Here is a 25,845-nt window from a genome sequence, read left to right on the forward strand (position 1 = left end):
CCCGCTCAAGGGCTCGGCCGGCTCAGGAAATCAGCCGCCGAACAGCGGTTTGATGTGCTCGGGTGCCTCGGTCTTCGCCCACACCGCCGTCTGCTTCATCAGCTCGGCGGTCGCGTCGAAGCAGCGGTTGTCGGGGTCGCCGAGCGCGAACGGCGCGGGCAGCGACTCGGTGTCGCGTATCCGGGCCATGATCTGCTGCGCCGCCTGCGCCGCCGGGACGGTGCCGGCCTCCACCGCTTCACAGGTCTCCCTGGTGAAGGTCAGCAGGGCACTGATCTCCTCCCCTACAGGGGCCGGCAGGCCAGGTGTGTCGGTCTTCTCCAGGTCGCGCAGGACCTGGTCGTCGCGCGTCTCGACATAGGTGCGGTAGGCCCGCTCCAGCGTCATGGTGGGCATGATGCTCGTCGCCTTCCACACGCGCGACACGGCATTCCAGAGGTCGTAGTCACGGAAGCCCACGAAGGAGCTGTAGACCAGGTCGTCGTGCACGCTGAACAGCCCCTGCTGGAGGCTGTCGATGTAGGCGAACCGCTCGGTGGACCAGTCCCCGTCGCGCGATGCCTCGATGAGCCGCCACGCCAGGGAGTTGACGACCTCGAAGGTGTTGGTGAGGCCGCGTGAGTAGAGCGCGTCGATGAACCCGGCCGCGTGCGCCGTCAGGCAGTACCGCTCGCCGACCGTGTCCGTCGCCGAGTACTGGAGCCGGCCGGTGCCGACCCACGGCCTGACTGCCCTGGCATTGGTGAACTGCTCGGCGATCTGCGGGTAGCGGCGCAGGAACTCCTCGAACTCCTCCTGCGGGGAAACGCCGTCGGGCTTGGGGAAGACCCGCTCGTCGAAGGTGAGTCCCACGCTGCACAGCGGGCTGAGAGCGCCCTCGTGGTTGTCGAAGGGGATGACCCACAGCCAGCCGCCGTCGAAGACGTGGTGCAAAGTGCCGTTGTGCCAGGGACTGGGATTCTTGTGCGCCGAGGCCGCTTCGGCATCGTCGAACGGCGTGACACCCACCATGTGCGTGAACAGCGTGCGGGAGTGGTGGCGAGCCCGGGTCGGCTGATCGCGCAGACCGAACTTGTCGGCGACCGGGGAGCGGAAGCCGCTGCCGTCGACCAAGTACGCGGCGTGGAACTCCTCGCCGCGCTCGGAGCGGAGCACCACACCCTCGGGGCCGGTCTCGATGTCCTGGATCCGGGTGTTCAGACGCGACTCCGTGCCGTGGCTGACGGCGAGATTGAAGAGGTAGGCGTCGGTGTCCTGGCGGAACAGGTGGCTCTCGGTGCGTTGCCACTCGGGAATCACCAGCTGGTTGATCTCCTCGGGGTTCTGCGGCTGCCCCTCGCGGTGGTAGACGAAGCCGAAGTTCTGCTTGCGGCCGCTCATCGGGGAGATCTTGTCCTGGATGCCGCGGAAGGACGCCAGCGCGGCAAGCTCCGGTACGTCGTAGCGCTCGGCTATCAGCCTGGTCATCACCGAGGTGTACGGGATCGTGGACTCGCCCACGGCGAAGCGGGGATGCAGACCCGCGTCGATGAGCAGGACCTTCACACCGTTTCGGGCAAGCACGGCCGCCAGCACACCGCCGGCCATGCCGGCGCCGAGTATGGCCACGTCATAGCGGTCCGCGGGCTTGCCGCTCCGCAGCACTTCGTCGGACTTGTTCATGATTGTGGTCACCTTTCAGGAGTGCAGAACCGGGCCGCTGGGCTCGGGGAGAGGGGAGGGACTGCCGTCGCCGACGGCGTCTCGTACGCCGTCCGCGGTGTCCTGGTGCGTGAGCATGCGCGTCTTTCGCATCGCTTCCTCAGCCGTGAGTTCGACGCGGTTCATGGCCAAACGCAGCAGGGGCGGGGCCATCAGGGAGGTGAGGACGGCGACCAGCACGACGATGGAGTACATCTCCACGGTGAGCAGGCCGATCCGGACGCCGACCATCGCGATGATCACTTCGATCACTCCGCGGGCGTTCATGCCGGCGCCCAGAGCAAGCGACTCCCAGCGCGTCATCCGGCTGGTGAGCCCTCCCACGAAGGCGCCGAGAAACTTTCCGAAGACCGCGAGGCCGAAAACCACGAGGCCCCACAGGGCGACCTGCGGGTCGGCCAGCGCGGTGAGATCCATCCGCAGGCCGGCGGTGGCGAAGAACAACGGCGCCAGGACCGTCATGACCGTCGTGTTGAGCGGTGACAGTGCCCGGGTGTCGACGCTCTTCGCGGTCCCGATGACGATGCCGCACAGGAAGGCACCGAAGACGGGCTCGAATTGGAGCGCGCCGGCGCCGGCCGCGCCAAGGAGCATCAGCACCACCGCAGTCACCGCCGGGAGTCCCGGGGTCGCAGCGCGGGCGGCCGCCCGCATCGCCATGCCCACCACGGCGCGGCCGATGGTCGCCGTGAAGACCAGGAGAAGCGCCATCCGGGCCAGCGCGAGGGAGACGTCACCGGTGTGCAGCCCGGTGGTGCCCATCGCGGTGATGAGCGAGACCAGGAGCCACCCCACGGCGTCGTCGACGGTGCCCGCGATCACGATCATCTGACCGACATCACGGTGGATGAGCCGCATGTCGAGGAGCGTCCTGGCGATCACCGGTACGGCGCTGACGCACATCGCGACGCCGACGAAGAGCGCGAAGACGGTGGCGTCGGCCCCCGGGGCGCGCAGCTTCGCGGGGAGCAGGAAGCCGAGCCAGACACCGAGGGCCAGCGGCAGAACCAGGCCCGATGCGCTGATCCGCGCCGCGCGTGCTCCCTTCCGGCGCAGCAGCTTCAGGTCCAGGTGCATGCCGGTGAATCCGAGCATCAAGATGATCCCGAGCTGACCGAGGGAGTCGAGCAGGTGCATCTGCGAAGGCTCCTGCGGAAACAGCCAGCCACCCGGACCGGGAGCGATGTGGGCCAGCAGTGACGGCCCGACGACGACCCCCGCGGTCAGCTCGCCCGCGACCGGTGGCATGCCGCAGCGCACCGCGAGCCGGCCGAGCACCATCGCCAGCAGGAGCAGCACCCCCACCTGCAGGAACAGGACGATCAGGGCATGGGACGGAATCGCCGCCACCACACCCGATGCCCGGGTCATGACGTCACCCCGGCGGTTTCCCGGACACGTGCGGTCACGTGACCGATCGATCCCATCTCGCCGCGGAAGAAGACCAGTGCATTCCGTCTCGGGCTGGACTGGTCGGCCTCGACCACCTCGCCCACGAACACCGTGTGGTCACCGCTCTCGAAAGAGTTGACGAGTCGGCAGGAAAGAGAGGCCAGGGTGCCGTCGAGTACGGGCACGCCCGTCACCGAGGACCGGTGAGCCACGCCGTCGAGTCCAGCGGTGTCCTTGCAGGCGAAGGTCCAGGCCAGCTCTTCCTGTTGTGAGGAGAGGATGTTGACCGCATAAGCCTGGTATTTCTGCACCACGGGGAGCAGACGGGATTTGGTGTGCAAGCAGAACAGTACAAGCGGTGGTTCGAGCGACACCGACGTAAAAGAATTGACTGTGGTGCCGACCGCTTCCTCCCCGCGTCCACTGGTAATGACGGCAACGCCGGTAACGAAGTTTCCGCAGACAGATCGCAGTGCGTCCGGTGCGACCGGTCCGGCCTCGTTCAGACCTTGCGTGCCTGAAGGCATCGGAGCCATATACACCCCCTGGTCGGAGTCGGTGAATCGGACCTCACTGATATCGGCGCCAAATGGGCAGCGTTGGGTCCGGTCTGCCATCGGAGAGCCGGCGGCGCATTACCCGGCGCAGCACTCGGCAATCCGGCAGAACCGCGTACGATGCCCGGCTGCCGGTCGACCGGAGTGACGCCCGCTCTTCCTGCCGGGGAGCACTATCCGCGCAGCCGCTCGATTCAGCCTCGATCCAACGTGCAACGGCCGGGCTGTGGAGGGTGGCACGCGCAGAGGTGCCCGCCGACCTGGGCGGCCCGTGCCACCACCCCCGTGTGGTGCCCGTGTGTTCAAGAATCGCCCCGCAGCACCACTCGGCCGCCGCCGTGAGCGAGTCGTGGCCGGCCGGCGTCATCGCGCGGACCACCGGGGCCGGCAGCGAGGCCGGGCCCGGTCCCGACGCCCCCGGTCCATCGAGAATCCGGTACCCCTCCATCGGTGCACGGTTGCCTGGACAGCACGGCGCATCGCACATCACCGAGACCTTCCCCGGATGAACCGGTGCGCCATACACCTCTCTTGCACATCGACCCGGGCACCGACGTGTCCCGAAGCGACAAGTCGTCGCGGCAGGGTACGAGGACGCGGCGCAGGCGGTCTCGGCCCGCGCCCGGCACCGGGGGCTGTCGGCCGGCGTTCTCCATCGGCGCTGCGCCGCACGCCGCCCGTGCCCTGGCGGGCAGCGGGCCCTGGACGCACCGCACGGTCGTCACCTGCCGCACGCACCGCGGGCGCTGAGGGGGCTGCCGGACGGCATCGCCGTCCATCCCGGCCGGCTCACAACGAAGAACCCCCACCACACCAGAGGAGGCCCGGTGACCCGTCCGACCACTTTCCCTCAGGACCGCTCCTGTCCCTATGAACCACCCGCCGGCTACCAGTCCCTGCGGCAGGAGGGCCCGCTGGCCCGCATCACGCTCTACGACGGCAGCACCGCGTGGGCGGTGACCGGCCACCCCGAGGCCCGGAGGCTGCTCGGCGACCCCCGGCTGTCGGCCGACCGGCGAAAGCCCGGCTTCCCCATGACGAGCCATGCGCTGACGGCTCTGCGCTACTTGCCCCCCTTGCTGTTCAACGCGGACGAGCCGGAGCACGGCCGGCAGCGCCGGATGCTGATCCCCGGATTCGGCGTGCCGCGCATCAAGGCGCTACGGCCCCGGATACAGCAGAACGTCGATCAGCTGCTGGACGCGATGGTCGAGCAGGGCCCGCCCGCCGAACTGGTCTCGGCATTCGCTCTGCCCGTGCCGTCGATGGCGATCAGCCTGCTGCTCGGGGTGCCGTACGAGGATCACACGTCCTTCGAGGAGCTGTCGCGGCTGGTCATGCGAGGGTCCGGGCCGGAAGAGTCCGCTGCCGCACGGGCCAAGATGCTGGCGTACCTGGAGGGGCTCCTCCTCGACAAGGAGCAGCATCAGCGTCACCGGCCCGAGCCCGAACCCGGCCCGCATTTCGGGCTGCTGGACGAACTCGTGCGGGACCGACTGCTTCCCGGCCAGACGGATCGCGAGGAGGTGGCCAGGCTCGCGCTCAACCTGCTGGTGGCCGGGCACGAGACCACCACCAACATGATCTCGCTCGGGACGCTGCTGCTCCTGAAGCGTCCGGACCGGCTGGCCGCACTGCGCGCCGATCCGGGCCTGCTGCCGCAGACGGTCGATGAACTGCTGCGCCATCTCTCGGTCGTGGACGAGCTGTTGCGGGTGGCCACCGAGGACATCCCCTGCGGCGCACAGGTGATCCGGGCGGGCGAAGGCGTGGTCTTCAACACCTCGATGATCAACCGCGACGAGGGCCACTTCCCGGAGCCGGACGCGCTGCGCCTGGACCGGAGCGGGCAGCACCACGTGGCGTTCGGATTCGGAGTGCACCAGTGCCTGGGGCAGAACCTGGCGCGGCTGGAACTCGAAGTGGCGCTCGGAAGCCTGTTCCGGCGGCTGCCGCAACTGCGGTCGGCCATCGATGCGGACGAGCTGCCGATCAAGCCGGGGAACACCATCCAGGGCCTGATCGAGTTCCCGGTCACATGGTGACGGATCCCGGCGAAGGACAGCGGTGAGGAGGGACGAGGGAGATGGCGAGGATCGAGGTCGATCGCGAGGCGTGCATCGGCGCGGGGCTCTGCGCCTGGAACGCACCCGAGGTGTTCGAACAGGACGAGGAGGGGCTGAGCCGGGTCCGGGCCGGCGCCGGATCCGAGGAGGGGCCTGACGAGGGCGCCCTCGAGGAGGCCCGGTCGGCCTGCCCGGCCCAGGCCATCCGCCTCGCGGAGGACTGACCTGACGGCGGCCGTGGCAAGGTTCTGATCCACAAGTCCTGAGCATTGCTCCTGCCCAGCCGCACGGGCTGCCGCCCCCACGACCCAACGACGCCACCCGCCACCCGCCACCACTGACACGGCCATCTCGCGAGGCTGCGTCACGGTCAGGTTCCCCGAGGCCAGCAGGGAGACGGGCTGGTGGGCGACGTACATCGCTACGGTGCGGGGCGGGCTCTTTCACGGGTCATCGCGACGACCGCGTGCGTGTGGTTCGCACGGCCCTGCCGTGCTCTGCCCGCCTGCCAGGTCGCGGGTCCGTTGATCGCTTGATCGCTGTGGCCCGTTGCGGGTGCAGCACAGTACGGGCGCTTCAGTTCTCCGAGGGGATGCGTGCGGCAATCTCCCGGGCGAACCGTCTGGAATTGCTCACGCTCGACGAAGCCCACGACCTGCTACGTCTTCTTCAACTGATCGCTGCGGAGGGCCTGGACGAACTGAGCGAGGAAGCGAGGAAGCCGAGTCGGCCGGCGCATCACCACCCAGGCCCCTCGCATCAATTGCCGCGACAGGAAGCCGTTCCCGGGTGCGGGCATCCATCCGGGACTTCCAGGCCGTCTGGTGATGTCAGAGGTTCCGCCGCCCCCACCCTGCACTGCCATCTGGGAGGGATCAGGCACGCAAAACGGCAGAGCGGCCTGGCCGTCCCGTGTGACGACCGAGCAAAGAGAACTCCATAACCTCCCGCGTCTACTGGGCCTCCACCGCCGGCATGCTCCGCCGCCTCACCAGTCCCAGCCCGGCCTGGCGGGACGAGATGGAGCCGGCCGCGTGAACGTCTCCGAACTCGTGCGGCTGTGCAGGCCGAGCACGATGAGAGCGTCGCCCGTGCCGACCATCTGCGCGGGCAGATCGAGCAGTTCACCGCCGCCCTCGCCGAGGCCGAGGCCCGCCTGGCCGAAATCGCCGCCAGCCGCAAGGTCATCGACGGCCTCGCCCCGCCCGGCCCCGAACCGGCCTCCGCGGAACCCGCCACCGTCTGCCGGCGCATCGTGACCGCGTTCAACGAGCACCCTGGGAAGGTGTTCCGCGTCCGCGATCTGCACGAGCACCTCGGCCTGCCCACCGACGAGCCCTCGACCAACGTCACCCGCTCCCGCCTGGGACGGCTTGTCCGCCAGGGACTCCTTGAGCAACCCTGACGCGGCCAATATCAGAAACGGACCTGACGCCCTCTGAGGGTGCATCAGCCCACGACAGTGGCTGTCCGCACTTTCCGGAGCCCCTTCCACATGCGGGGCGGCGCTCCTGCGGATTGACGGAATTTCACCTCCGCCCGTGTCGGCCGCGAGCCCGCGCCCGCTCAGGGTCCGGTGTCAGCCCCAGGTATGACACGGCTTCACGCGGTCCGACCGAAGTCGCCCATCGGAACGGGAACTGCGGCTGACTTCACGGCCCGCTTACGCCGCGACGATGGAACGGTCCCCAGAAAGCAGTACCCCCACGGACAAGCGAGCGTCGTGAGCGTCACCGGATTCCAGTACGGCGGTGGCCGGCCTCGGTGCCGTGGAACAACCGATAGCGAGAGGAAGTACCGAAGATGGCCAAGCTGCAGAGTCTCGACCCGCACACGCCGATGTTCGCGCAGTTCAAGGAGCAGACCGGGCCCATCGTCCTGGCCAACACCTTCTTCGTCCCGAAGGAGAGGACTGAATTGTTCCTGGCCCTCTTTCAGAAGCAGGCCGAGTTCATGAAGGCTCAGCCGGGATTCGTCTCCCTGCGGATACACAAGGGAACAGCGGACAGTCAACTTCTGATGAACGTCGCGGTCTGGGAGTCGACCGAGGCGCTCGCCACGGCGCTCGGCAGCCCGGAGTTCCAGCGCATGGCGGCCGAGTTCCCCGACGATATCGTGTCGTACCCGCACATCTTCGAGCAGATCGACGTATGACTCAACAACTGTAGAGACGTGACCGTGCTCGGCAGCAACTCCGCCCCGCACGGCACCGTCCCCTTCCATCCCTTCTCTTGTGTGGGTATCCCCGGCTTCAGCCGGGGCGGGAAACGCATCTCGGGGCTGCTCTGACCGGTCATGTGTGCATGGATGTTCCGTCTGCGGAGGGGTTGTCAGTGGCCTCGGTTATGTTGCTGACAAGAGCTGAAGGGGGGCCGGGTGATTCGTGCGTACAAGTTCGTCATGCGGCCCACGGTGCGGCAGGCTCAGGCGCTCGGTGAGATGTTGCGTGATCACTGCTCGCTTTACAACGGTGCGTTGCAGGAGCGCCGTGGCGCTTACCGGCACGCCTCGAAGACGAGCATCAAGTACGGGCAGCAGTCCGTGCAGCTGAAGGACATCCGGGCGTTCGACCCGGAGCGTCAGGGCCGTTGGTCGTTCTCCAGTCAGCAGGCCACGCTCCGGCGGTTGGACAGGGCGTTCGCGGCGTTCTTCCGCCGGGTCAAGTCCGGTGAGAAGCCCGGCTATCCGCGTTTTCGTGGGGTGAACTGGTTCGACACGGTGGAGTTCCCGAAGGACGGGGACGGCTGCCGGTGGGACTCCACGCCGCGCGATCCGGTGACTCGTGTCCGCCTTCAAGGTGTCGGGCACGTCAAGGTGCACCAGCACCGGGCGGTGGCCGGCAGGGTCAAGACTGTCAGCGTCAAGCGTGAGGGCCGGAAGTGGTTCGTCGTGCTGAGTGCCGAACAGGTCCAGCCCGAACCGCTGCCCGCGACGGGTTTGGTCGTCGGGATCGACCTGGGCATAGCCAGCTTCCTCGCCGATTCCAGCGGCGGATTCGTCCCCAACCCGCGCCACGGGGCGAAGAGCGCCGCGAAGCTCGAAGCCGCACAGCAGGCCCTGTCGAGGTTTCCGTGTGTGCGCCGCGACAAGCGGACAGCCAACCACCGGCGTGCGGTCGAGAAGGTCGCGAAGCTGCGCCGCAAGGTCCGCCGCCAGCGCCTGGACCACGCACACAAAACCGCCCTTGATCTCGTATGCGAACACGATTTCATCGCGCACGAAGACCTCAAGATCCGCAACATGGTCCGGCGTGCTGCGCCGAAGCCCGACCCTGACACGTCGGGAGCCTTCCTGCCCAACGGGGCCGGCGCGAAGGCCGGACTCAACCGCTCGATCGCGGATGCCGGATGGGGGGTGTTCCTGACGATCCTGGCCGCCAAGGCTGAAAGCGCCGGACGGGAAGTGATCGCCGTGGACCCCCGCAACACCTCCCGCCAGTGCCCCGAATGCGGGCACACCGGCGCGGAGAACCGGCCCACACAGGAAAAAGTTCCACTGCGTCTCGTGCGGCCACACAGCGCACGCTGACACGGTGGGAGCCACCAACGTTCTACGGGCCGGGCTGGTCCGTCGCGAAGCCGCACCGGCGTAGCGAGAAGCCCCCTCATTCATGAGGGGGAGGAGTCACTGCGTGGCTGCGTGAGCTGGGTGGCACCGAGGTCGATGAGAACGCGTGGTTCGCCACGGTGGCGCAGATGCGAGAGCTCATCGAAGTCGCCGCGACCAGCACACGCAAGGCCCGCCGGGATCGTCAGCGCTGCGTACTGCCGCACCGCCATGAGGGAGCGGACGGAGTTCCGCGTCAGCTCCGGCCGAGGACGCAGAACTCGTTGCCCTCCGGGTCGGCCAGGACGACCCAGGAGACGTCACCCTGCCCCACGTCGGCCCGTGTCGCGCCGAGACCTTCGAGCCGGGTGACCTCCCGCGCCTGGTCCTCGACCGGGTTGGACATCACATCGAGGTGGATGCGGTTCCGTACGACCTTGTCGTCCGGCGTGCGGCGGAACTCCAGGTACGGCCCGACGCCCTTGACGGAGCGCAGCAGGGCGCGGTCGTCGGTCAGTTCGTGGACGGTCCAGTCGATTGCCTCGCCCCAGAACCGGACCATGGCCCGTGGTTCGGCGCAGTCGACGACCACGGCGGCTATCGGCCCGGTGTCCCGGTAGAGCTCTCGGGGCTCCAGGACGCTGAACACGTTGCCTTCCGGGTCGGCCATCAGCGTCCACGGCACGTCGCCCTGGCCCACATCCACGGTCGTCGCCCCGAGGTCCTTCAGACGTGCGACCAACTCCGCCTGATGGGCGTCGGAGGTGGTGGCGAGCTCGATGTGCACGCGGTACTTCACCGTCTCCGGGTCCGGGACGCGGACCAGATCGACGCAGACGGCGGACGGGTCCGGCCAGTCGAAGCCCACGGGTTCCAGGTTGGTGACGCCGGGCCCTTCGCTGGAAACACCCCAGCCGAGCGCCTCCGCCCAGAACTGGCCGAGCGCCGAGTCGTCCCGGGCCTTGAAGTTCACCTGAACAAGTTGCAGCGTCATGCCGCATACCCTAAGGGCTGCCCTGTGACGCCTGGTCACGGGTGAGATGGTCTCGGTGCGCACCGGTGTGATCACAGCGTCGGAGCCGTCCCGGGAAGATCCTGCGCGACTGCCGCCTCGAGGGCGCCGGTGTGCACCACGCGATGCTCGGCATCGCACGCCTGCACAACCTCGCCCGTACGGGCTGAGCGAACCACCCGCCCGCGGGGGTCACGAACTACGACGTTCAGCGTGCGCGAACCCGCTGGTATCCGAGCACGACTGTGGGGCCCGCGCCCCGCAGTGCAGGGTCCGCCGACCTGGACCCGGCCGGGCATGACGTTGTTCAGCTACGGCCGACTCTTGCCGACGAAGCCCGGACGATCACCCGCGGGTTCGGGGACACCGCCACCGACGGCGTGGCGGTGTCCCCGCGAAGCCGCCCCAGCAACAGGTCCACCGCGTCGGACGCCGCCTTGTCCAGGTGCAGGTCGACCGCCGTCAGAGGCGGTTCGCAGGTGCGGGCGCGCAGGCCGTCGTAGCGGGTGACGACCATGACGTCGTCCGGTACGGTCCGCCCGCTGTCCCGGATCGCCCGGACCGCGCCCACCGCGAAGGCATCGACCAGCGCGCAGACCGCGTCGATGTCCGGGTGCTCGGCGAGCAGTTCGGCGCACCGCTCGTACCCTGCCTGCTCACCGCCCGACTCCGGGACCCTCGCCACGATCGGCGTCCAGCCGTGCCGCTCGGCCACGCGCGCGTACGCGGTGAGCGCATCGACGGATGAATGCCGCGAACCGGAGCCCACGATCAGCGCCGGCCTCACCGCACCCTGCTCGTGCAGGTGCGCCAGCAGCAGCTCCACCACCAGTTCACCGCGCAGGTCGACGTACGGCGCGTCCTCCTCGGCAGACACCGGCCTGCCGAGCGTCACGTACGGCAGCCCGCGTTCACGCAGCTGGGCGACCGCGGCATCATCGACTTCCGGCTCGACCACGATGGCCCCGTCGATGTCGACGGAGTACAGCGCGGAACCTGACTGCACGGGCGGTACGAGTACAAGTGCGTAGTCGTGAAGGAGTGCGCTCTCCGCGGCCGCCGCCGCGACCTCCATGTAGAAGCCGAGCCGGGACGGCCCGCCCGCGACCGCGAACGGCATCGAGGAGGCCAGCGCAATGGCCTTCGCTTGTCCACGCCGCAGCCGTTGCGCCCGAAGGTTGGGGCGGTAGCCCAGCTCCGCCGCGACCTGCCTGACGCGCTCCCTCGTCCGGGGATCGACCTTGCCGAGCCCGTTCAGGGCGTGCGACACGGTCGTGCGCGAAACGCCGGCGACGCGCGCGACATCGGCGATCGTCGGCGGCCTCGGGCCGGGGGCGGAAGTAGCCATCTGCGCAAGGACTCCTCGCTGGCGTGGACGGTGGACAGGTCCATCTTCGCCGACGCGGCCCAGGGCGGGCATCGAGTCACGACACGCCTCTCTCAATGCCTCTCTCATGACCTGCCAGGACCGGACGGCGGCACGTCTGAGAGCGTCCGCAGCGCTCGGCTCCGGCGAGGCTGAGAATCAGCGCTCGGGGACCCGCGCCCACTGACGGCGGTGTCGGCGAAGACGAACCGGTCCGAGGCGGACCAGGATCCGGCGCAGTGGCTGCCGCCGTTCGCCGGCGACCGCAGTACGTACGTGACCGACTGGACGGCGACGAAATTGCGCCGGCAACTCGCCACGGACCAGGTCGAGAAGGCCTTCGTGGAGAGGGAGTCGGCGTCCTGCCCGAACGCACAGCCCCGTTCTTCGCCACCGACATCTGCCACCGCCGACTCGTCAGTGTGGACGGGCATGACCAGTCAGTGTGAGGCTCCGACACTGCTGACCCAGACACCGAAGGGCCTGATCTCCGGCTCGGTCTCGGTCCGCTCCGAGAGGCTCCGCGCGTCGTCCAGGTCTGACCGCGATGAAGCCTGGCTCACTGTCGGCCAGAAATCCCTCGACGACCGGACCGAGGTCGTCAGAAGCCACATAGGTACCGCTGAACGGCAACGCATCCGGGGGCACAGAACCGGTGGAGCATCGGAGCTGCCCTGCCTGTTCGTCGTGCCACACGTAGAACGTCGCCACCCCAGAAACGCCCAGGTCGCGAATGTGTTGCCGGATGGCAGCAGCAGTCCGCTCGAAGGCAGCCACCACCTCGGCGACAGACAACGAACTCCTGTCCTCGTCAGCCGCACCCAGCGACCAGGTGTTGGTCTCCCACTCCACCCGCCGGTCAGCCGGCTCCAGCACCAGAGGCTCGTTCGCCACCTCAGCGATCCACGTCAACAGCACCACAGCAGTATCCCCGCACAGCTCGACCCGAGAAGCACCAAAAGAAACGACGTCTTATGACGCTCGTGCATCTGGTCTGACGCCGCCCTAGAGTTACCGGGCTTGGTTGTCCGGGGAGGGGGAGCTCAGTGAGTCCTGAGCGGTGGTCCAGGATCATTTACCTCGCAATTAGCGTGGTTTCGGCTGCACTGTTCACGGGATTGATGATTGCCCTGTTCAGGGCTGGATAGCGAGGGGTGATCCCTGTACGGAAGCGCGAAGCGTGGCGTGTGAACGCCTGCCGCACACGCCTCACGGCGAAGCCCCCGTCCAGATTGGTCGGGGGCTCGATCGCGTGCGGTTACGGCCGCCACTCCTCGTGGTGGCCGGGCCGGGCCGGTCCGCGTACGGCGGGGCGAGCAAGCGCGCGGCCGGGCTCAAGCCCTGCGCCTCGTCGATCAGCCTGCTCTCCGGCAGGTGCAGCCGACCGAACTCATCGGCGTCCGAATCGATGACCTCCCGCATGCGGACACGGAGTGCCGCGCGGTCCTCCAGAGCGGTGGCGTACATGCCGATGATGCGTCGCTTGGCGTCGATCTCGCGCAGCCGGCGTGAGAACGTCGCTGGGTGCATTCTGCACAGCGATCGAGAATCGCAGTATCGGTAACGGAAATTCGTCCGGGCGCCCTTCGTGGGAGCCATTCTCATCGTGCCGGCGGTGGGTTGGTGCATCCAGATGAATCTCACCTGAGGCGCGATCCAGATTTTTCGGAGTCCGGCGGTCTGGGGATGTCGAGAACGTGCCATCGGCTCCGTCCCAGGGACATCAGCGGCCACCACCGGCCGCACGACGAAAGAAGGAGAAAGCAGCATGGCGATTCAGCGGATGGACAACGTCGGCATCGTCGTCGAGGACATGGATGCCGCCGTCGCGTTCTTCGTGGAACTCGGTATGGAGCTGGAGGGCAGGGCGGAGGTCGAGGGCCTCGTCGCCGACCAGTGCACCGGACTCGACGGCGTCCGCTGTGACATCGCGATGGTCCGGACCCCGGACGGTCACAGCCGGCTCGAGCTGGCGAAGTACCGCAGCCCCGCGGTGATCAGCGCCGGGCCGCGCAACCGGCCGCACAACATTCTGGGCACGCACCGCGTCATGTTCGCCGTCGACGACATCGAGGACACCGTTGCCCGCCTGCGCCCTCACGGCGCCGAACTCGTCGGCGAGATCGCCCGGTTCGAGGACAGCTACCTGCTCTGCTACCTCCGCGGCCCGGAGGGCATCATCGTCGGACTGGCCGAGCAACTGCGCTGAGCAGGAGGAACCGAACCATGCAGCCGAACGGAAGCCATGAGATGGACCCCGGAGAGCGGTGATGGGGTGGGCGTCACATGGCCAGCCACGTCTGTGCAACTGGCGAGCCCGCGTTCGGCGAGCTGAGTGAGCAGGGTCCAGTCGCACCTTGGGGGCGAGGCGGTAGGTAGGTGCCGGTGCGGTCCCGGGGGAAGAAGGGCTGACGTCGGAGTCCGTGCCGAGGCGTTGCTTGAAGTGCTCTCCTCCCTTCGCAAGCTCAGGAAGGAGATTCCTGCCTACCTTGCGGCGGCGGGCTTGGCGCCACGGGTGCGCCTGACGACTGCCCTCCCGGCAGCCGGGATGAGCGTGTGGCCCATCCGGTACAGGTGCAAGATGTTCCGGGCTGCGTTCCAGTCGGCGTTGCCGGACCATCCGCAGTCGGGGTTCTTGCATACGAACGTGGCCTGGTCTTCCCGGCTGCCGGGCGTGATGAAACCGCAGGGCGGGGGCGGAGCAGCGCAGGGAGGTGTTCGGGGCGGGAACCTTGGCGAGGGTGCCGCCGTTGCGGGCAGTTTTGTACGTCAGCATCGTCACGGTGCGACCCCATGCCTCCTGGCTGATGGAGCGGTTCAGACCGGACTTCTGCGCGACGTTCTTCCCCGGCTGGTCGGTAGTGCCCTTGGCGGACTTGACCATGTTCGTGATGTTGAGCTGTTCCACCACGACCGTGCCGTACTGCTCGGCGATGGCGGTGGTGGCCTGGTGCTGCCAGTTAGTGGCTCGGCGCGTGGCTCTTGCGCGGAGCTGCTTGATCTGGTCGTAGGTGCGGTGTAGCCGGTTCGAGCTGCGCTCTTTCGGCTTGCGGAAGGACTTGCGGTGCGCGGCCCGCTGTTCCAGGCGAAGCAGTCTGGCTTTCTCGTCCGGGTTCAGCCACTTGTCCCGGTCGGCGGTGCCGTCCGGGAGCCGGGGCGGCCGTCCGTGGTCTTGGTGGCTGCCGTCGGACAGCGCGAGGGGCAGGTTCACCCCGGCGTCGATGCCGACCTCCAGTCCGGTGTGCGGTTCGGGCTTGACCTCAAGAGTCTGGAGGCGGAAGGCGATGTGCCAGCCGAGTCCGTCTTTGACCAGCCGTGCCCCGGTGATCCGGTTCTCCTTGTTGGCGTGCTTGCCGACCGGGAGGTCCTTGGTCCAGCGGAAGCGGACGCGGCCCACCTTGGGGATGTTGACCATGCCCCACCGGCGGTGCACCCGCTTGATCTGCAGATCCCGGCCCTGCGGGATGTCCACGGACATGACGGTGCGGAAGCGGGCCTTGAAGTTCGGCTCGTCCGCACGCCCGTCCCAGCAGTTCCGCCACGCCTGGAAGTACGTCTTGAGGACCGCCTGCGCGGCCTGCGCGGGCAGCACCGCGTACCAGTCGATCTCCTTGCGGGCCTGCCGCAGCGTCTGATCCATGCGGGTCGCAGAGCGCTGACACTTGGGCGTCATCCGCCACAGGTCGTGGAGCTGATTCCACATCGCCCGCGCGGCGTGCGCCTGGTCGTCCATGAGCCGGACCTGTGCAGGCGTCAGCGCCAGCCGGGCGCGATGCCCGAACTGCCGCTTCTCCCACACGAGTTCGCTCATGACGATCAGCCTACTACGGTTGGCTTATGTCACCACGATGGAACCCGAATCCTGACGTGCGCACCGGGCGCCACGTCGTCTACAACCTGCATGTCCACTTGGTTTTTGTTACCAAGTACCGGCGCAAGGCATTCACCGACGCCATGCTGACGCGCACTGAGGAGATCATGCGCGAGGTCTGCGCGGACTTCGAAGCCGACCTGAAGCAGTTCAACGGCGAACAGGATCACGTCCACCTGCTTGTGCACTACCCGCCCAAGGTCCAGCTCTCCAAACTGGTCAACTCCCTCAAGGGCGTCTCCTCCCGCAGGCTCCGCCAGGAACACAGCGCACACGTGCGCCGCTACCTGTGGGGCGGACACTTCTGGTCCGGCTCCTACTTCGCCGGATCCTGCGGCGGGGCACCGCTGACCGTCGTCAAGCAGTACATCGAGAACCAGCAACGCCCCATCGACTGAGAACAACACCGCAGACCCGTGCGAACCGCGCGGGTCAGAGCAGCTCTGAGATGGCCTTCACCCCCGCCGTAAACGGCGGAGCACTGGCCAAGATCAGAGGTAGATCGGAGATGCGGGACTGGAGAGTCGCGTGTGGGGGAGCGGCTCACAACTCACCGCTCCACTGCTCGTGTTCCTCGGCGAGTCGCGCCTCGTCGACTCGTTGGTGTCGTACGGATTCGACCCAGGCCGCGACGAGACCGGCGAACGTTTCGATGTTGTTGATGCCGAGCGTCTCGTCGACGGCGAACAGCGCGAGGAGTTCGTCCGCGGCCGGGGTTCCCCGGTCGCACTCTGGGCACAGCACTGCCTCGCGCAGTCCGGACATGGCCTCGCCGCGCTTGTTCATCCATGTCTGCGCGAAGCTGGCTTTGAGCAGGCTCTGTTCACCGCAGGCCCGGCACGCGTCCAGGTCGTCGAGTTGGATGATGACGTCGTTCTCGTCAGCCGGTGCGGTCATGCGATGCCCTGCCAGGTGTCCTGGCCGAAGCTGCCCTTGATGTCGGACGCGATCGTGCCGGCGTTGACCGTTTCCTGCAGGACGTACACGGTGGTCTTCCGGGGTCCTTGGATGGCCAGGCGGACCGGGTTGGGGCCGGGGTGGGCGAGCAGGATGCGTTTGAGTTCCCGTACTGAGGGATCGTTGACCCGGTGGTAGGGCAGGTGGAGTTGGATGGGCGCGGCGCCGCTGCGTTCGGCGGAGGTCACGTCGAGGACCTGGAGCTCCTGGCCGGCGAGGTTGATGGTGCCGTCACGGTCGTTGAGGCGGCCCAGGACGGAGACCACGCTGTCCGGGACGAGTGCTCCCATGACGAGTTGGTAGGTGGCGGGGAAGAACAGTACTTCCAGCTGGCCGTCTCGGTCTGCGAGGTTGACGATGGCCCACGGGTTGCCTTGCTTGGTCATCTTCGGCTGCACGCTGGTGATGAGTCCGGCCAGCCGTACGACGCCTTCGGTACGGCCGGAGGCGATCAAGTCGGGGATCGTGGTGTCGCGATTGCCCGCCAGGATGCTTTCTGTGCCGTCCAAGGGGTGTGCGGAGACGTACATGCCGAGCATCTCCCGCTCCGTCGACAGGAGTTGCTTGCGCGGCCATTCGCCTTCGTCGATCTTGATGTCGACACCGAAGGCCGGAGTGTCGTCGTCGCCTTCGTCTGCGCCCAGGCCGGCGAACAAGTCGTCCTGCCCGTACGCGGCGGCCTTCTTGACGGGTACGACCGCGTCGATGGCGTATTCGTGGGCCGCGGTGAGGCCCTTGCGGGTATGGCCGAGTGAGTCGAAGGCGCCGGCTTTGATGAGCGATTCGATCGCCCGCTTGTTGAGGGCGGGCAGGTCGACCTTGTCCAGGAAGTCGGCGAAGTTGCCGAACTTACCGCTCGCCTTGCGGCCTGCGACGATCGATTCGATGACGTTGTCGCCGACGTTGCGGACGGAGCGCAGGCCGAAACGGACGTCGTCGCCGATGGCCGCGAATTCGGCGACGGATTCGTTGACGTCCGGCTGCAGGACGGTGACCCCCATTTTGCGGGCGTCGGCCAGGTAGATGCCGGCCTTGTCCTTGTCGTCGCCGACGGAGGTCAGCAGCGCGGCCATGTACTCGGCCGGGTAGTTGGCCTTCAGGTACGCGGTCCAGTACGAGACGAGCCCGTATCCGGCGGTGTGGGACTTGTTGAACGCGTAGCCGGAGAAGGGGAGCATGACGTCCCACAGAGCCTTGATGGACTCCTCCGAGTAGCCGTTGCCCTGCATGCCTGCGTGGAACTTCTCCCACTCGGCGGCCAGGACCTCGGGCTTCTTCTTGCCCATGGCGCGGCGCAGCAGGTCGGCGCCGCCGAGGGTGTAGCCGGCGAGCTGGCGGGCGATTGCCATGATCTGCTCTTGGTAGATGAGCAGATGGAAGGTGTTCCCGAGGATCGGCTCGAGGGCTTTCTCCAGCTCGGGGTGGATGGGCTGGATCTCCTGGCGCCCGGTCTTGCGGTGCGCGTAGTTCATGTGGGCGTTCGCGGCCATCGGGCCGGGGCGGTACAGGGCGAGGGCGGCCGCGATGTCCTCGAACCGGGTCGGCTCCATGGCTTTGAGCAGTGTGCGCATACCGCCGCCGTCGAGCTGGAAGACGCCGAAGGTGTCGCCCGAGGCGAGCAGTTCGTACGTGTTCTTGTCGTCGAGAGGGATGACGACCTGGTCGGTGACGTCGCCGTTGCCCGGGTCGACGGTGGCCAGATGGATACCGCGGTTCTCACGGATGTTCTGGATGGCGTGGTCGATGACGCCCAGGTTCCGCAGACCCAGGAAGTCCATCTTGACCAGCCCCATGTTTTCGCAACTGGGGTAGTCGAAGCCGGTGATCTTGACGCCGTCCTTGGCCCGCATGTGCAGCGGGATCCGGTCGGTCAGCTTGGTCTTGGAGAGGATGACCGCGGCCGCGTGCACTCCGGTGCCGCGGGTCAGGCCCTCGACGCCCTTGGCCGTGTCGATGACCTTCTTGACGTCGGGCTCGTTCTCGTACAGCGCCCGGATCTCGCCACATTCGCCGTAGCGCGGGTGAGCCGAGTCGAAGATGCCGTCCAGCGGGATGGACTTGCCCATGATGTCGTCGGGCAGGGCCTTGGTGATGCGCTCACCGTGCTGGAACGGGTAGCCCAGGATGCGCGAGCTGTCCTTGATCGCGTTCTTGGCCTTGATCTTGCCGAACGTGTTGACCATGGCGGTGTACTCGTCGCCGTACTTGTCGACGACGTAGCGGACCATGAAGTCGCGCTGGCGGTCGTCGAAGTCGAGGTCGACATCCGGAGGGTTGATGCGCTCAGGGTTCAGGAACCGCTCGAACAGCAGGCCGTGCTCCAGCGGGCACAGCTCGGTGATGCGGGTCGCGTACGCCACGATCGAACCGGTGGCCGATCCACGGCCCGGCCCCACGGGCACGTTGTTGTCGCGGGCGTACTTGCAGATGTCGGCGACCACGAGGAAGTAGGAGGAGAAGCCCATCGGCCCGATGATCGTCATCTCGGTCTCGAACCGCTCCAGGACCTCGGCCGGGACGGGGTCCCCGTACCGCATGACGAGGCCCTTCATGACCTCCTTGCGCAGCCACGATTCCTGAGTCTCCCCGTCGGGAACATCGGGGAACTGCGGCATCTCGTCGATGTTGTCGAAGACTTCGCCGTACGACTCGACGCGCTCCGCGATCAACAGGGTGTTGTCACACGCCTCGGGCATCTCGGAGAACAGACCGCGCATCTGCTCGGCGGTCTTGAGGTAGTAGTCGTTCCCCGAGAACCGGAACCGCTTCTCGTCGGCCTTGTTCTTGCCGACGCCGATGCACAGCAGGTTGTCGTGCGCGTCCGCCTGGTCCGCGTGGACGTAGTGCGCATCGTTGGTGGCCAGGAGCGGAATGTTCAGGTCCTTGGCCAGGCGCAGCAGCCCGTCCCGGACGTCCCGCTCGATGGACAGGCCGTGATCCATCAGCTCGAGGAAGTAGTTCTCCCGGCCGAAAATGTCCTGATAGGAGGCCGCGACCTGCCGGGCCTCGTCGTACTGCTTCAGCCGCAGGCGGGTCTGGACCGCACCCGAGGGGCAGCCGGTCGTCGCGATGATCCCTTCGGCGTGCTCGCTGATCAGCTCCATGTCCATGCGGGGCTTGCCGGCCGGGAACTGCCCCGTATAGCTGGCTTCCGTCGACAGGTAGAAGAGGTTGCGCAGGCCCCTCACGTTCTGCGCCCACATCGTCATGTGCGTGAAGCGGCCGCCGCCCGAGACGTCCTTGGACCCCTCGCCGTCGTCGGACATGGCCCGCTGCCCACCGGGCCCCCAGAACTCCTGCTTCCGGTTGCGACGCGAGGACGGGGCGACGTACGCCTCGATCCCGATGATCGGCTTGACGCCGTCGAAGCCCTTGGACACCTGATGGAACTCGTAGGCACCGAACATGTTGCCGTGGTCGCTCATCGCGACTGCGGGCATGCCCTGACGCTCGACTTCGCCGAACATCGGCTTGAGCTTTTGAGCCCCGTCAAGCATCGAGTATTCGGTGTGATTGTGCAGGTGAACAAAGCTGTCAGCCACCGGGCAGGCACCTCCGAAGGGGTCGCGGGAAGCCCTCACCCTAGCCCTGAGACCAAGATCGAATTCGGCTTCGCTGCCCCTTCCGGAGCCTCACCGGACGACGCGGCCGTGATGGCCTCGCGGTATGACCGAGAGAGATATTTGCACTCCGGGGCGTGGCGCCGAGCCATGCCGGGAGTCCCTCCTCAGGCTTGCCCAATTGGGTAGAAATGTTCACGCCTTGGACGCTCCGGCCCGTGGGCAGAATGCACCTGGTGCCGGGGTCCGAGGTTGATCTGGTGCCGGGACCATCCCCGCGGGTACGGGGAGCACCGCGATCGTCGCCCGCCTCGATCGCGACGCCGGGGGACAATCCCGGCGGGCACGGGGAGCCCACTGCCGCAGCCCGCTCCCGCCGGCGGGCGCGGTCCCGGTCTGCCGGGCCCGCGACACCGAGGTGGCCGGCGTCGTCTCGTTGATCCCCGGGTCCTTGGCGACCTCGGCGATCGACTTCCCAGCCGCCGCCACGATCCGTGCCGCCCCTCACGGAACTCCGGCTCGAGCTTCCGTCGCTTCTCCGCCATGACTCCCAACTTCTTCTGCCGCCATGGCTTTCACGCTACGAGGGGAGGGGCAGGTCAGTGCTCCCCTGCTTCTGAGTGGCGTCGGGGGTCTTTTCTCTTTAGTAAGGGCGTCCGCCAGTAGGTGCCGAAAATCTGAGTGAGCGTAACCGCAATGGCACGGTTCACCCGATCATGAGTTCTCTACGCTTCGTGATCACCGGGGGATCCGTGCCTGCCGTCCCGTCATGCATTCTGGACCCGATTCGTGACCAGTTCCTCGTGTTGTTGCCGGTGCGGGAGGACCGGCATCCATGGGGGTGCCACAACCCGCGCATCAGTGACCGGGTGGTCTTCGACCGCCTGGTGCAGGTCCTGGTCTTCGGCTGCGGATACGAGCGGGTGGCCGATCATCTGTGCTCCGCCACCACCTTGCGCCGCCGCCGGGATGAGTGGATCGCAGCTGGGGTGATGGAGACCCGGAGGCTGCTTGTACTCGCCTGCTATGACCGGATGATCGGTCTTGAACTCGACAAGCTCTCCGCCGACGGCTGCATCGCCAAGGCCCCCTCCGGCGGCGAATGCGCGGGCAAGAGTCCCGTCGACCGAGCCGAACAGGGCATCAAACGCTCGCAGTTGACCGACGGATACGGCATACCGCTGGTCACCGAACCGGCACCGGCCAACACCCGCGATCACATGCTGCTGCCCGCCACCCTCGACCAATTCGCCGATCTGGAAGCTTCTCTGGGGCCGCCGCCCGACCATCCGCGGCTGAGCCTGGACGCCGGGTACGACTACAGCATGGTCCACCTCGGCCTGAAGGCCCGCGGGATCATCGGCCGGATTGCGCCGCGCGGCGCGAAGACCCCGAGCCAGACTGGCGGACGCTGGGTGGTCGAGCGTACGAACTCCTGGATGAACAACTTCGGCAAGCTCCGCCGATGCACCGAGCGACGAAGAGATCCCATCAAATTCTTCATCGCCCTGGCCAGCGCCATCATCATCGTCCGCTGCCTGCTCCGACGCGCCTGGACCCTCTACCGCTGGGACACTCGCCCTCGGAGCCTCAGCATCCGATGACCCACGCGGCGGACGCAGTCGGGCAGCCGGTCGCCCGACTCTGCCGGGCGGTGAGCCTCGTCGCGTTGATGGCGACTGAGCCTTTTCCATCCTCAGTTTGAGCAGGTCAGGTGAAGAGTGAGGACGGCTTGAACGACCCTGGTGATGCGTGTGGTCGAGCATCGGAGCTTGCGCAGGAGGCGCCAGGTCTTGAGGGTGGCGATGGCCGGTTCGACCAGGGCTCGGATCTTGGCCTGTGACCGGTTCACGGCCTGCTGGCCGCCGGAGAGGTTCTCCCAGCGGCCTCGGCAGGGGACGCGGGCAGCCGGCCGGCGCCCTGGTAGCCCTTGTCCGCCCAGCAGTTGAGGTCCGCTGCGGTAAGTACGTCGAGAATGCCGTGTTCACGTGCGGCGCGGATGTCATGAACGGCCCCAGGCAAGGCGGGTGAGGCCCAGAGCAGGCGTCCAGCCGGGTCGGCGAGGACTTGGACGTTCATGCCGTGCTTCTTGTGTTTGCCCGAGTAGAAGGGCCGGTCGGCGGCAATGCGGTCGATGGTCAGGAGCGTGCCGTCGAGCAGGACGAATGCCTTGCTCGATGCGTCACGCACGGCTTGTTCGAGGGTGGGTGCCAGAGCGGCCAGTAGGTCGATGGCTTCGGTGATGTACCGGTACGCCGTGGCCGTGCCGATGCCGAACCCGGCGGCGAGCTGGGCGTAGGGGCGCCCGTTACGCAGGTGAGCGAGGGTGAGCAGGGCTTGTCGGCCGGCGCTGAGCCGGCGCCATCGGCTCCCAATCGCGCGGCGGCGGTCGCGTATGCGGGAGGTGAGGAAGCGAAGGTGCGAGGTGGACAGGTCAAGTCCAGACGGGTAGACAAGCACGTGAAGCCTCTGGTTGAAACGGGTGATCTTCGTCGTGAACCCGTCTACCAGGGGCTTCACTTATCTGTCACGTCAACTGCCGGACCAGCACGGCAGGTTGGAAAGAGCTCACTGTCATACGGTCACCACGGGTACGCCGTCCGGGCGCTCGGCGAGCAGAGCCCCGATGTAGTCCGCGCAACGTAGGGCGGCCGTGGCCATGGCGCTCCTGGTCATCCCGGCGACATGCGGGGTCAGCAGGGCGTTCGGCAGGCCGAAAAGCGGCGAGGCGAAGGCGGCGTGCTCGTGCTCGAAGGTGTCGATGGCGGCAGCCGCGAGAGGATGTGCGGGGTCGCGCAGCGCCTCGGCAAGAGTCTGCTCGTCAACGATCCCGCCCCGGGCGGTATTGAGCAGGATCGACCCCGGACGCATCAGCGCCAGCTCCGCCCGCCCGACCAGCCCTCGGGTCTGCGCAGTGAGTGGCACGTGCAGGGAGACGACATCACTCGTCGCTAGCAGTGCGGTGAGGGAGTGGGCCCGGGGCACCGACGCCTCGGCCGGACGCCGCGAGAGGGCCTGGACTTCCATGCCCAGGACGGTCGCCCGCTCGGCCAGTGCTAGGCCGATCCGGCCCAGCCCGACGATGCCCAGGGTCAGCTCCGACAGCTCCATCGCCGGTGCGGCCGGTGCGCGCCAATTACCGTCATGCGAGGCCTCGTTGTGTGCCGGGAGATCTCGGATCAGGGCGAGTAGCTGGGCCAGGGTGAACTCGGCGACCGCGTTCGCGTTGGACCCCGGGGTATGGGTGACCGCGACCCCGTGACGGGCGGCGGCTGCCAACTCGACGTGATCGGTGCCCGCCCCGGCCCGCCCGACCACGCGGAGCCGGTTGGCCAGCATGGCGTCGGTCGCCGCCGCAAGGAACGCGGCGCGCAGCGGCACACCGGCACGGGACTTGACCGCGTGGTAGCCGAGTCCATCCCGGACGATCTCGGCGAGCAGCGCGGACTCGTCGAAGGCGTCAAAGTCGGCAAAGTCCACCCGGCCGGCACAGGCAGCCCGCGCCCCGGCGTGATCGGCCACCCGCCGGAGGTTCAGCGTGACGTCCAGCCCGTGGCCGAGCAGACGCTCCAGCTCCCGGCCGAGCAACTCTCCAGGAGCCGCGTCCAGCAGCAGGATTCGGGCCCGCCCCATGTGGTCCCCCCTTCCCCTGCACGACCCTACTGAGGTCCAGGGACTGGTCCGCCGAGGGCCCCCGCGCTCAGCTCGATCCGCACCTACTGGCGGAGCCTCTAAGCCGCACGTTGCCGATGTCATGGGCAACGAGGACTGACCTGGATATCACTGCTGTGACCGGAAATGGCCGACCGTCTGGGGCTGCGGCATCCGGACGCTGAGGAGGCTTCCGTGCGTTCGGCGGAGAGGGGTCGGCCGGCAGCGCCACGCGATCTGAGAGGGCGTTGGGTCCGTCTCCGATATTACGCGTGCTGGTTGTTCGAGGAGTCCTTGGTGGACGGGTCGTCCCAGGCGGGAGCGGGTGACGTTGATCGAGGGCTCGTCGGTGGGCAGGCCGAGGTACTCGTGCAGATCCACGGACGCGGAACACCTTCTGGAGGTGCGGCCCCGCCCCCAGGGCATCTCGCCGTCGGCTTGCCCCTCACGGTAGCGGGCGGACTGCGCCGTCGTGGGAGAGGATCTTGGCCTCCACCTCGAACTCGGCGGACGTGAACTGCCGCGGTGGACGAGAGCGGGGGCGAGGAATCCGTCGACGTGACTCCTCCCCCTCATGAATGAGGGGGCTTCTCGCTACGCCGGTGCGGCTTCGCGACGGACCAGCCCGGCCCGTAGAACGTTGGTGGCTCCCACCGTGTCAGCGTGCGCTGTGTGGCCGCACGAGACGCAGTGGAACTTTTTCCTGTGTGGGCCGGTTCTCCGCGCCGGTGTGCCCGCATTCGGGGCACTGGCGGGAGGTGTTGCGGGGGTCCACGGCGATCACTTCCCGTCCGGCGCTTTCAGCCTTGGCGGCCAGGATCGTCAGGAACACCCCCCATCCGGCATCCGCGATCGAGCGGTTGAGTCCGGCCTTCGCGCCGGCCCCGTTGGGCAGGAAGGCTCCCGACGTGTCAGGGTCGGGCTTCGGCGCAGCACGCCGGACCATGTTGCGGATCTTGAGGTCTTCGTGCGCGATGAAATCGTGTTCGCATACGAGATCAAGGGCGGTTTTGTGTGCGTGGTCCAGGCGCTGGCGGCGGACCTTGCGGCGCAGCTTCGCGACCTTCTCGACCGCACGCCGGTGGTTGGCTGTCCGCTTGTCGCGGCGCACACGCAAAAACCTCGACAGGGCCTGCTGTGCGGCTTCGAGCTTCGCGGCGCTCTTCGCCCCGTGGCGCGGGTTGGGGACGAATCCGCCGCTGGAATCAGCGAGGAAGCTGGCTATGCCCAGGTCGATCCCGACGACCAAACCCGTCGCGGGCAGCGGTTCGGGCTGGACCTGTTCGGCACTCAGCACGACGAACCACTGACGGCCCTCACGCTTGACGCTGACAGTCTTGACCCTGCCGGCCACCGCCCGGTGCTGGTGCACCTTGACGTGCCCGACACCTTGAAGGCGGACTCGAGTCACCGGGTCGCGCGGCGTGGAGTCCCACCGGCAGCCGTCCCCGTCCTTCGGGAACTCCACCGTGTCGAACCAGTTCACCCCACGAAAACGCGGATAGCCGGGCTTCTCACCGGACTTCACCCGGCGGAAGAACGCCGCGAACGCCCTGTCCAACCGCCGGAGCGTGGCCTGCTGACTGGAGAACGACCAACGGCCCTGACGCTCCGGGTCGAACGCCCGGATGTCCTTCAGCTGCACGGACTGCTGCCCGTACTTGATGCTCGTCTTCGAGGCGTGCCGGTAAGCGCCACGGCGCTCCTGCAACGCACCGTTGTAGAGCGAGCAGTGATCACGCAACATCTCACCGAGCGCCTGAGTCTGCCGCACGGTGGGCCGCATGAGGAACTTGTACGCACGAATCACCCAGCCCACCCCCTTCGGCTCTTGTCAGCAACATAACCGAGGCCACTGACAACCCCTCCGCAGACAGAACACCCATGCACACATGACCCGTCACAGCAGCCCCGAGATGCGCTTCCCGCCCCGGCTAAAGCCGGGAATACCCACGCAAGAGAAGGGATGACACCCTGCTGCTCCCTCCCGAGTTGGGGCCAAGAGCTGTCCCGCGACGCCCGGTCACGGGTGACATGATCTTGATGTGGCTGGTGTGATCACAGCGTCGGAGCCCCCCTGGACAACCCCGTTCACCGGGCTGAGCCCGCTCTGCGTGGGCAAGTTGATGACCTTGGTGCGCCGCGAGACTGCGGAGTAGCCACATG

Annotated in this window: 16 protein-coding genes and 6 pseudogenes; 10 read left to right on the forward strand and 12 right to left on the reverse strand. The window is 67.5% G+C overall.

Annotated features, from left to right (window positions below; all coding sequences use genetic code 11):
* Window positions 1-30 precede the first annotated feature (30 nt).
* From OG698_RS48160 to OG698_RS48170, 3 genes are read right to left on the reverse strand one after another with little or no spacing between them, the layout of a single operon-like run.
* Window positions 31-1,662: a tryptophan 7-halogenase gene (locus OG698_RS48160; protein WP_331729322.1), complete on the reverse strand. Its 1,632-nt coding sequence runs from the start codon at window positions 1,660-1,662 to the stop codon at window positions 31-33.
* A 15-nt stretch (window positions 1,663-1,677) separates the two neighbouring features.
* Window positions 1,678-3,072: a cation:proton antiporter gene (locus OG698_RS48165; RefSeq protein ID WP_331729325.1), complete on the reverse strand. Its 1,395-nt coding sequence runs from the start codon at window positions 3,070-3,072 to the stop codon at window positions 1,678-1,680.
* The gene (locus tag OG698_RS48170; RefSeq protein WP_406111874.1) at window positions 3,069-3,629 is read right to left on the reverse strand and encodes a flavin reductase family protein; all 561 of its coding nucleotides are present in this window, start codon (window positions 3,627-3,629) and stop codon (window positions 3,069-3,071) included. Before OG698_RS48170 ends, OG698_RS48165 begins: the two co-directional genes overlap by 4 nt.
* Window positions 3,630-4,477: 848 nt before the next feature.
* On the opposite strand from OG698_RS48170, the gene OG698_RS48175 reads away from it, so the two are divergent.
* The 5 genes and pseudogenes from OG698_RS48175 (at window position 4,478) to OG698_RS48195 (ending at window position 9,308) form a co-directional block, all read left to right on the forward strand.
* A complete protein-coding gene (locus OG698_RS48175) occupies window positions 4,478-5,695 on the forward strand; it encodes a cytochrome P450 (RefSeq protein ID WP_331729331.1) in 1,218 nt (405 codons plus the stop codon).
* A 41-nt stretch (window positions 5,696-5,736) separates the two neighbouring features.
* Complete coding sequence (locus OG698_RS48180) at window positions 5,737-5,940, forward strand: ferredoxin (protein ID WP_331729334.1); 204 nt, start codon at window positions 5,737-5,739, stop codon at window positions 5,938-5,940.
* An 836-nt stretch (window positions 5,941-6,776) separates the two neighbouring features.
* Entirely contained in the window at window positions 6,777-7,121 is a 345-nt protein-coding gene (locus tag OG698_RS48185; RefSeq protein ID WP_331729338.1) for a hypothetical protein, read from the forward strand.
* A gap of 398 nt (window positions 7,122-7,519) precedes the next feature.
* The gene (locus OG698_RS48190) at window positions 7,520-7,870 is read left to right on the forward strand and encodes an antibiotic biosynthesis monooxygenase family protein (protein ID WP_331729341.1); all 351 of its coding nucleotides are present in this window, start codon (window positions 7,520-7,522) and stop codon (window positions 7,868-7,870) included.
* A 285-nt stretch (window positions 7,871-8,155) separates the two neighbouring features.
* Window positions 8,156-9,308: pseudogene (locus OG698_RS48195) on the forward strand (RNA-guided endonuclease InsQ/TnpB family protein).
* Between the two features lie 210 nt (window positions 9,309-9,518).
* Here OG698_RS48195 and OG698_RS48200 read toward each other — a convergent pair.
* Window positions 9,519-10,256, reverse strand: a complete 738-nt coding sequence (locus OG698_RS48200) for a VOC family protein (RefSeq protein ID WP_331729344.1) — start codon at window positions 10,254-10,256, stop codon at window positions 9,519-9,521.
* Window positions 10,257-10,336: 80 nt separating this feature from the next.
* On the opposite strand from OG698_RS48200, the pseudogene OG698_RS48205 reads away from it, so the two are divergent.
* Window positions 10,337-10,444 (forward strand): annotated as a pseudogene (locus OG698_RS48205) (IS5/IS1182 family transposase); the annotation flags it as partial.
* 137 nt (window positions 10,445-10,581) lie between these two features.
* Here OG698_RS48205 and OG698_RS48210 read toward each other — a convergent pair.
* On the reverse strand, window positions 10,582-11,622 hold the full coding sequence (locus OG698_RS48210) for a substrate-binding domain-containing protein (RefSeq protein ID WP_331729348.1): 1,041 nt from the start codon (window positions 11,620-11,622) through the stop codon (window positions 10,582-10,584).
* A gap of 1,227 nt (window positions 11,623-12,849) precedes the next feature.
* The gene (locus OG698_RS48215) at window positions 12,850-13,410 is read right to left on the reverse strand and encodes a DUF6221 family protein (protein ID WP_331729354.1); all 561 of its coding nucleotides are present in this window, start codon (window positions 13,408-13,410) and stop codon (window positions 12,850-12,852) included.
* Here OG698_RS48215 and OG698_RS48220 point away from each other — a divergent pair.
* Entirely contained in the window at window positions 13,409-13,849 is a 441-nt protein-coding gene (locus tag OG698_RS48220) for a VOC family protein (protein ID WP_331729357.1), read from the forward strand. The genes OG698_RS48215 and OG698_RS48220 overlap by 2 nt on opposite strands.
* A gap of 275 nt (window positions 13,850-14,124) precedes the next feature.
* On the opposite strand, the pseudogene OG698_RS48225 reads toward OG698_RS48220, so the two are convergent.
* Window positions 14,125-15,451 (reverse strand): annotated as a pseudogene (locus tag OG698_RS48225) (RNA-guided endonuclease InsQ/TnpB family protein).
* 26 nt (window positions 15,452-15,477) lie between these two features.
* Here OG698_RS48225 and tnpA point away from each other — a divergent pair.
* Entirely contained in the window at window positions 15,478-15,909 is a 432-nt protein-coding gene (tnpA, locus tag OG698_RS48230) for an IS200/IS605 family transposase (RefSeq protein ID WP_331729360.1), read from the forward strand.
* A 145-nt stretch (window positions 15,910-16,054) separates the two neighbouring features.
* On the opposite strand, the gene OG698_RS48235 is transcribed toward tnpA, so the two are convergent.
* Together OG698_RS48235 and dnaE are read right to left on the reverse strand one after the other, a co-directional pair.
* Window positions 16,055-16,408, reverse strand: coding sequence for a DUF6300 family protein (locus OG698_RS48235; RefSeq protein WP_331729363.1), 354 nt, complete (start codon window positions 16,406-16,408; stop codon window positions 16,055-16,057).
* Window positions 16,405-20,010, reverse strand: coding sequence for a DNA polymerase III subunit alpha (gene dnaE, locus OG698_RS48240; RefSeq protein WP_331729366.1), 3,606 nt, complete (start codon window positions 20,008-20,010; stop codon window positions 16,405-16,407). Before dnaE ends, OG698_RS48235 begins: the two co-directional genes overlap by 4 nt.
* A 770-nt stretch (window positions 20,011-20,780) precedes the next feature.
* On the opposite strand from dnaE, the gene OG698_RS48245 reads away from it, so the two are divergent.
* Window positions 20,781-21,632 (forward strand): IS5 family transposase, encoded by an 852-nt coding sequence (locus OG698_RS48245; protein WP_331729579.1) that lies wholly within the window; start codon window positions 20,781-20,783, stop codon window positions 21,630-21,632.
* Window positions 21,633-21,724: 92 nt separating this feature from the next.
* On the opposite strand, the pseudogene OG698_RS48250 reads toward OG698_RS48245, so the two are convergent.
* The 3 genes and pseudogenes from OG698_RS48250 to OG698_RS48260 all read right to left on the reverse strand — a co-directional run bounded on the left by OG698_RS48250 (window position 21,725) and on the right by OG698_RS48260 (window position 25,489).
* A pseudogene (locus OG698_RS48250) lies at window positions 21,725-22,488 on the reverse strand (IS5 family transposase).
* Window positions 22,489-22,602: 114 nt separating this feature from the next.
* A complete protein-coding gene (locus OG698_RS48255) occupies window positions 22,603-23,661 on the reverse strand; it encodes an NAD(P)-dependent oxidoreductase (RefSeq protein ID WP_331729369.1) in 1,059 nt (352 codons plus the stop codon).
* Between the two features lie 612 nt (window positions 23,662-24,273).
* Window positions 24,274-25,489: pseudogene (locus OG698_RS48260) on the reverse strand (RNA-guided endonuclease InsQ/TnpB family protein).
* A 235-nt stretch (window positions 25,490-25,724) separates the two neighbouring features.
* Here OG698_RS48260 and OG698_RS48265 point away from each other — a divergent pair.
* A pseudogene (locus OG698_RS48265) lies at window positions 25,725-25,835 on the forward strand (IS5/IS1182 family transposase); the annotation flags it as partial.
* Between the last annotated feature and the right edge of the window lie 10 nt (window positions 25,836-25,845).

The organism is Streptomyces sp. NBC_01003 (genome assembly GCF_045162695.1).
Taxonomy (GTDB): domain Bacteria; phylum Actinomycetota; class Actinomycetes; order Streptomycetales; family Streptomycetaceae; genus Streptomyces.

Coding starts and splice junctions, on each gene's coding strand:
- OG698_RS48210 (WP_331729348.1), bottom strand. CDS start 11,622: ATGGCTACTTCCGCCCCCGGCCCGAGGCCGCCGACGATCGCCGATGTC.
- OG698_RS48200 (WP_331729344.1), bottom strand. CDS start 10,256: ATGACGCTGCAACTTGTTCAGGTGAACTTCAAGGCCCGGGACGACTCG.
- OG698_RS48190 (WP_331729341.1), top strand. CDS start 7,520: ATGGCCAAGCTGCAGAGTCTCGACCCGCACACGCCGATGTTCGCGCAG.
- OG698_RS48220 (WP_331729357.1), top strand. CDS start 13,409: ATGGCGATTCAGCGGATGGACAACGTCGGCATCGTCGTCGAGGACATG.
- tnpA (WP_331729360.1), top strand. CDS start 15,478: ATGTCACCACGATGGAACCCGAATCCTGACGTGCGCACCGGGCGCCAC.
- OG698_RS48160 (WP_331729322.1), bottom strand. CDS start 1,662: ATGAACAAGTCCGACGAAGTGCTGCGGAGCGGCAAGCCCGCGGACCGC.
- OG698_RS48235 (WP_331729363.1), bottom strand. CDS start 16,408: ATGACCGCACCGGCTGACGAGAACGACGTCATCATCCAACTCGACGAC.
- OG698_RS48215 (WP_331729354.1), bottom strand. CDS start 13,410: ATGCTGCTTTCTCCTTCTTTCGTCGTGCGGCCGGTGGTGGCCGCTGAT.
- OG698_RS48255 (WP_331729369.1), bottom strand. CDS start 23,661: ATGGGGCGGGCCCGAATCCTGCTGCTGGACGCGGCTCCTGGAGAGTTG.
- OG698_RS48170 (WP_406111874.1), bottom strand. CDS start 3,629: ATGGCTCCGATGCCTTCAGGCACGCAAGGTCTGAACGAGGCCGGACCG.
- OG698_RS48180 (WP_331729334.1), top strand. CDS start 5,737: ATGGCGAGGATCGAGGTCGATCGCGAGGCGTGCATCGGCGCGGGGCTC.
- OG698_RS48165 (WP_331729325.1), bottom strand. CDS start 3,072: ATGACCCGGGCATCGGGTGTGGTGGCGGCGATTCCGTCCCATGCCCTG.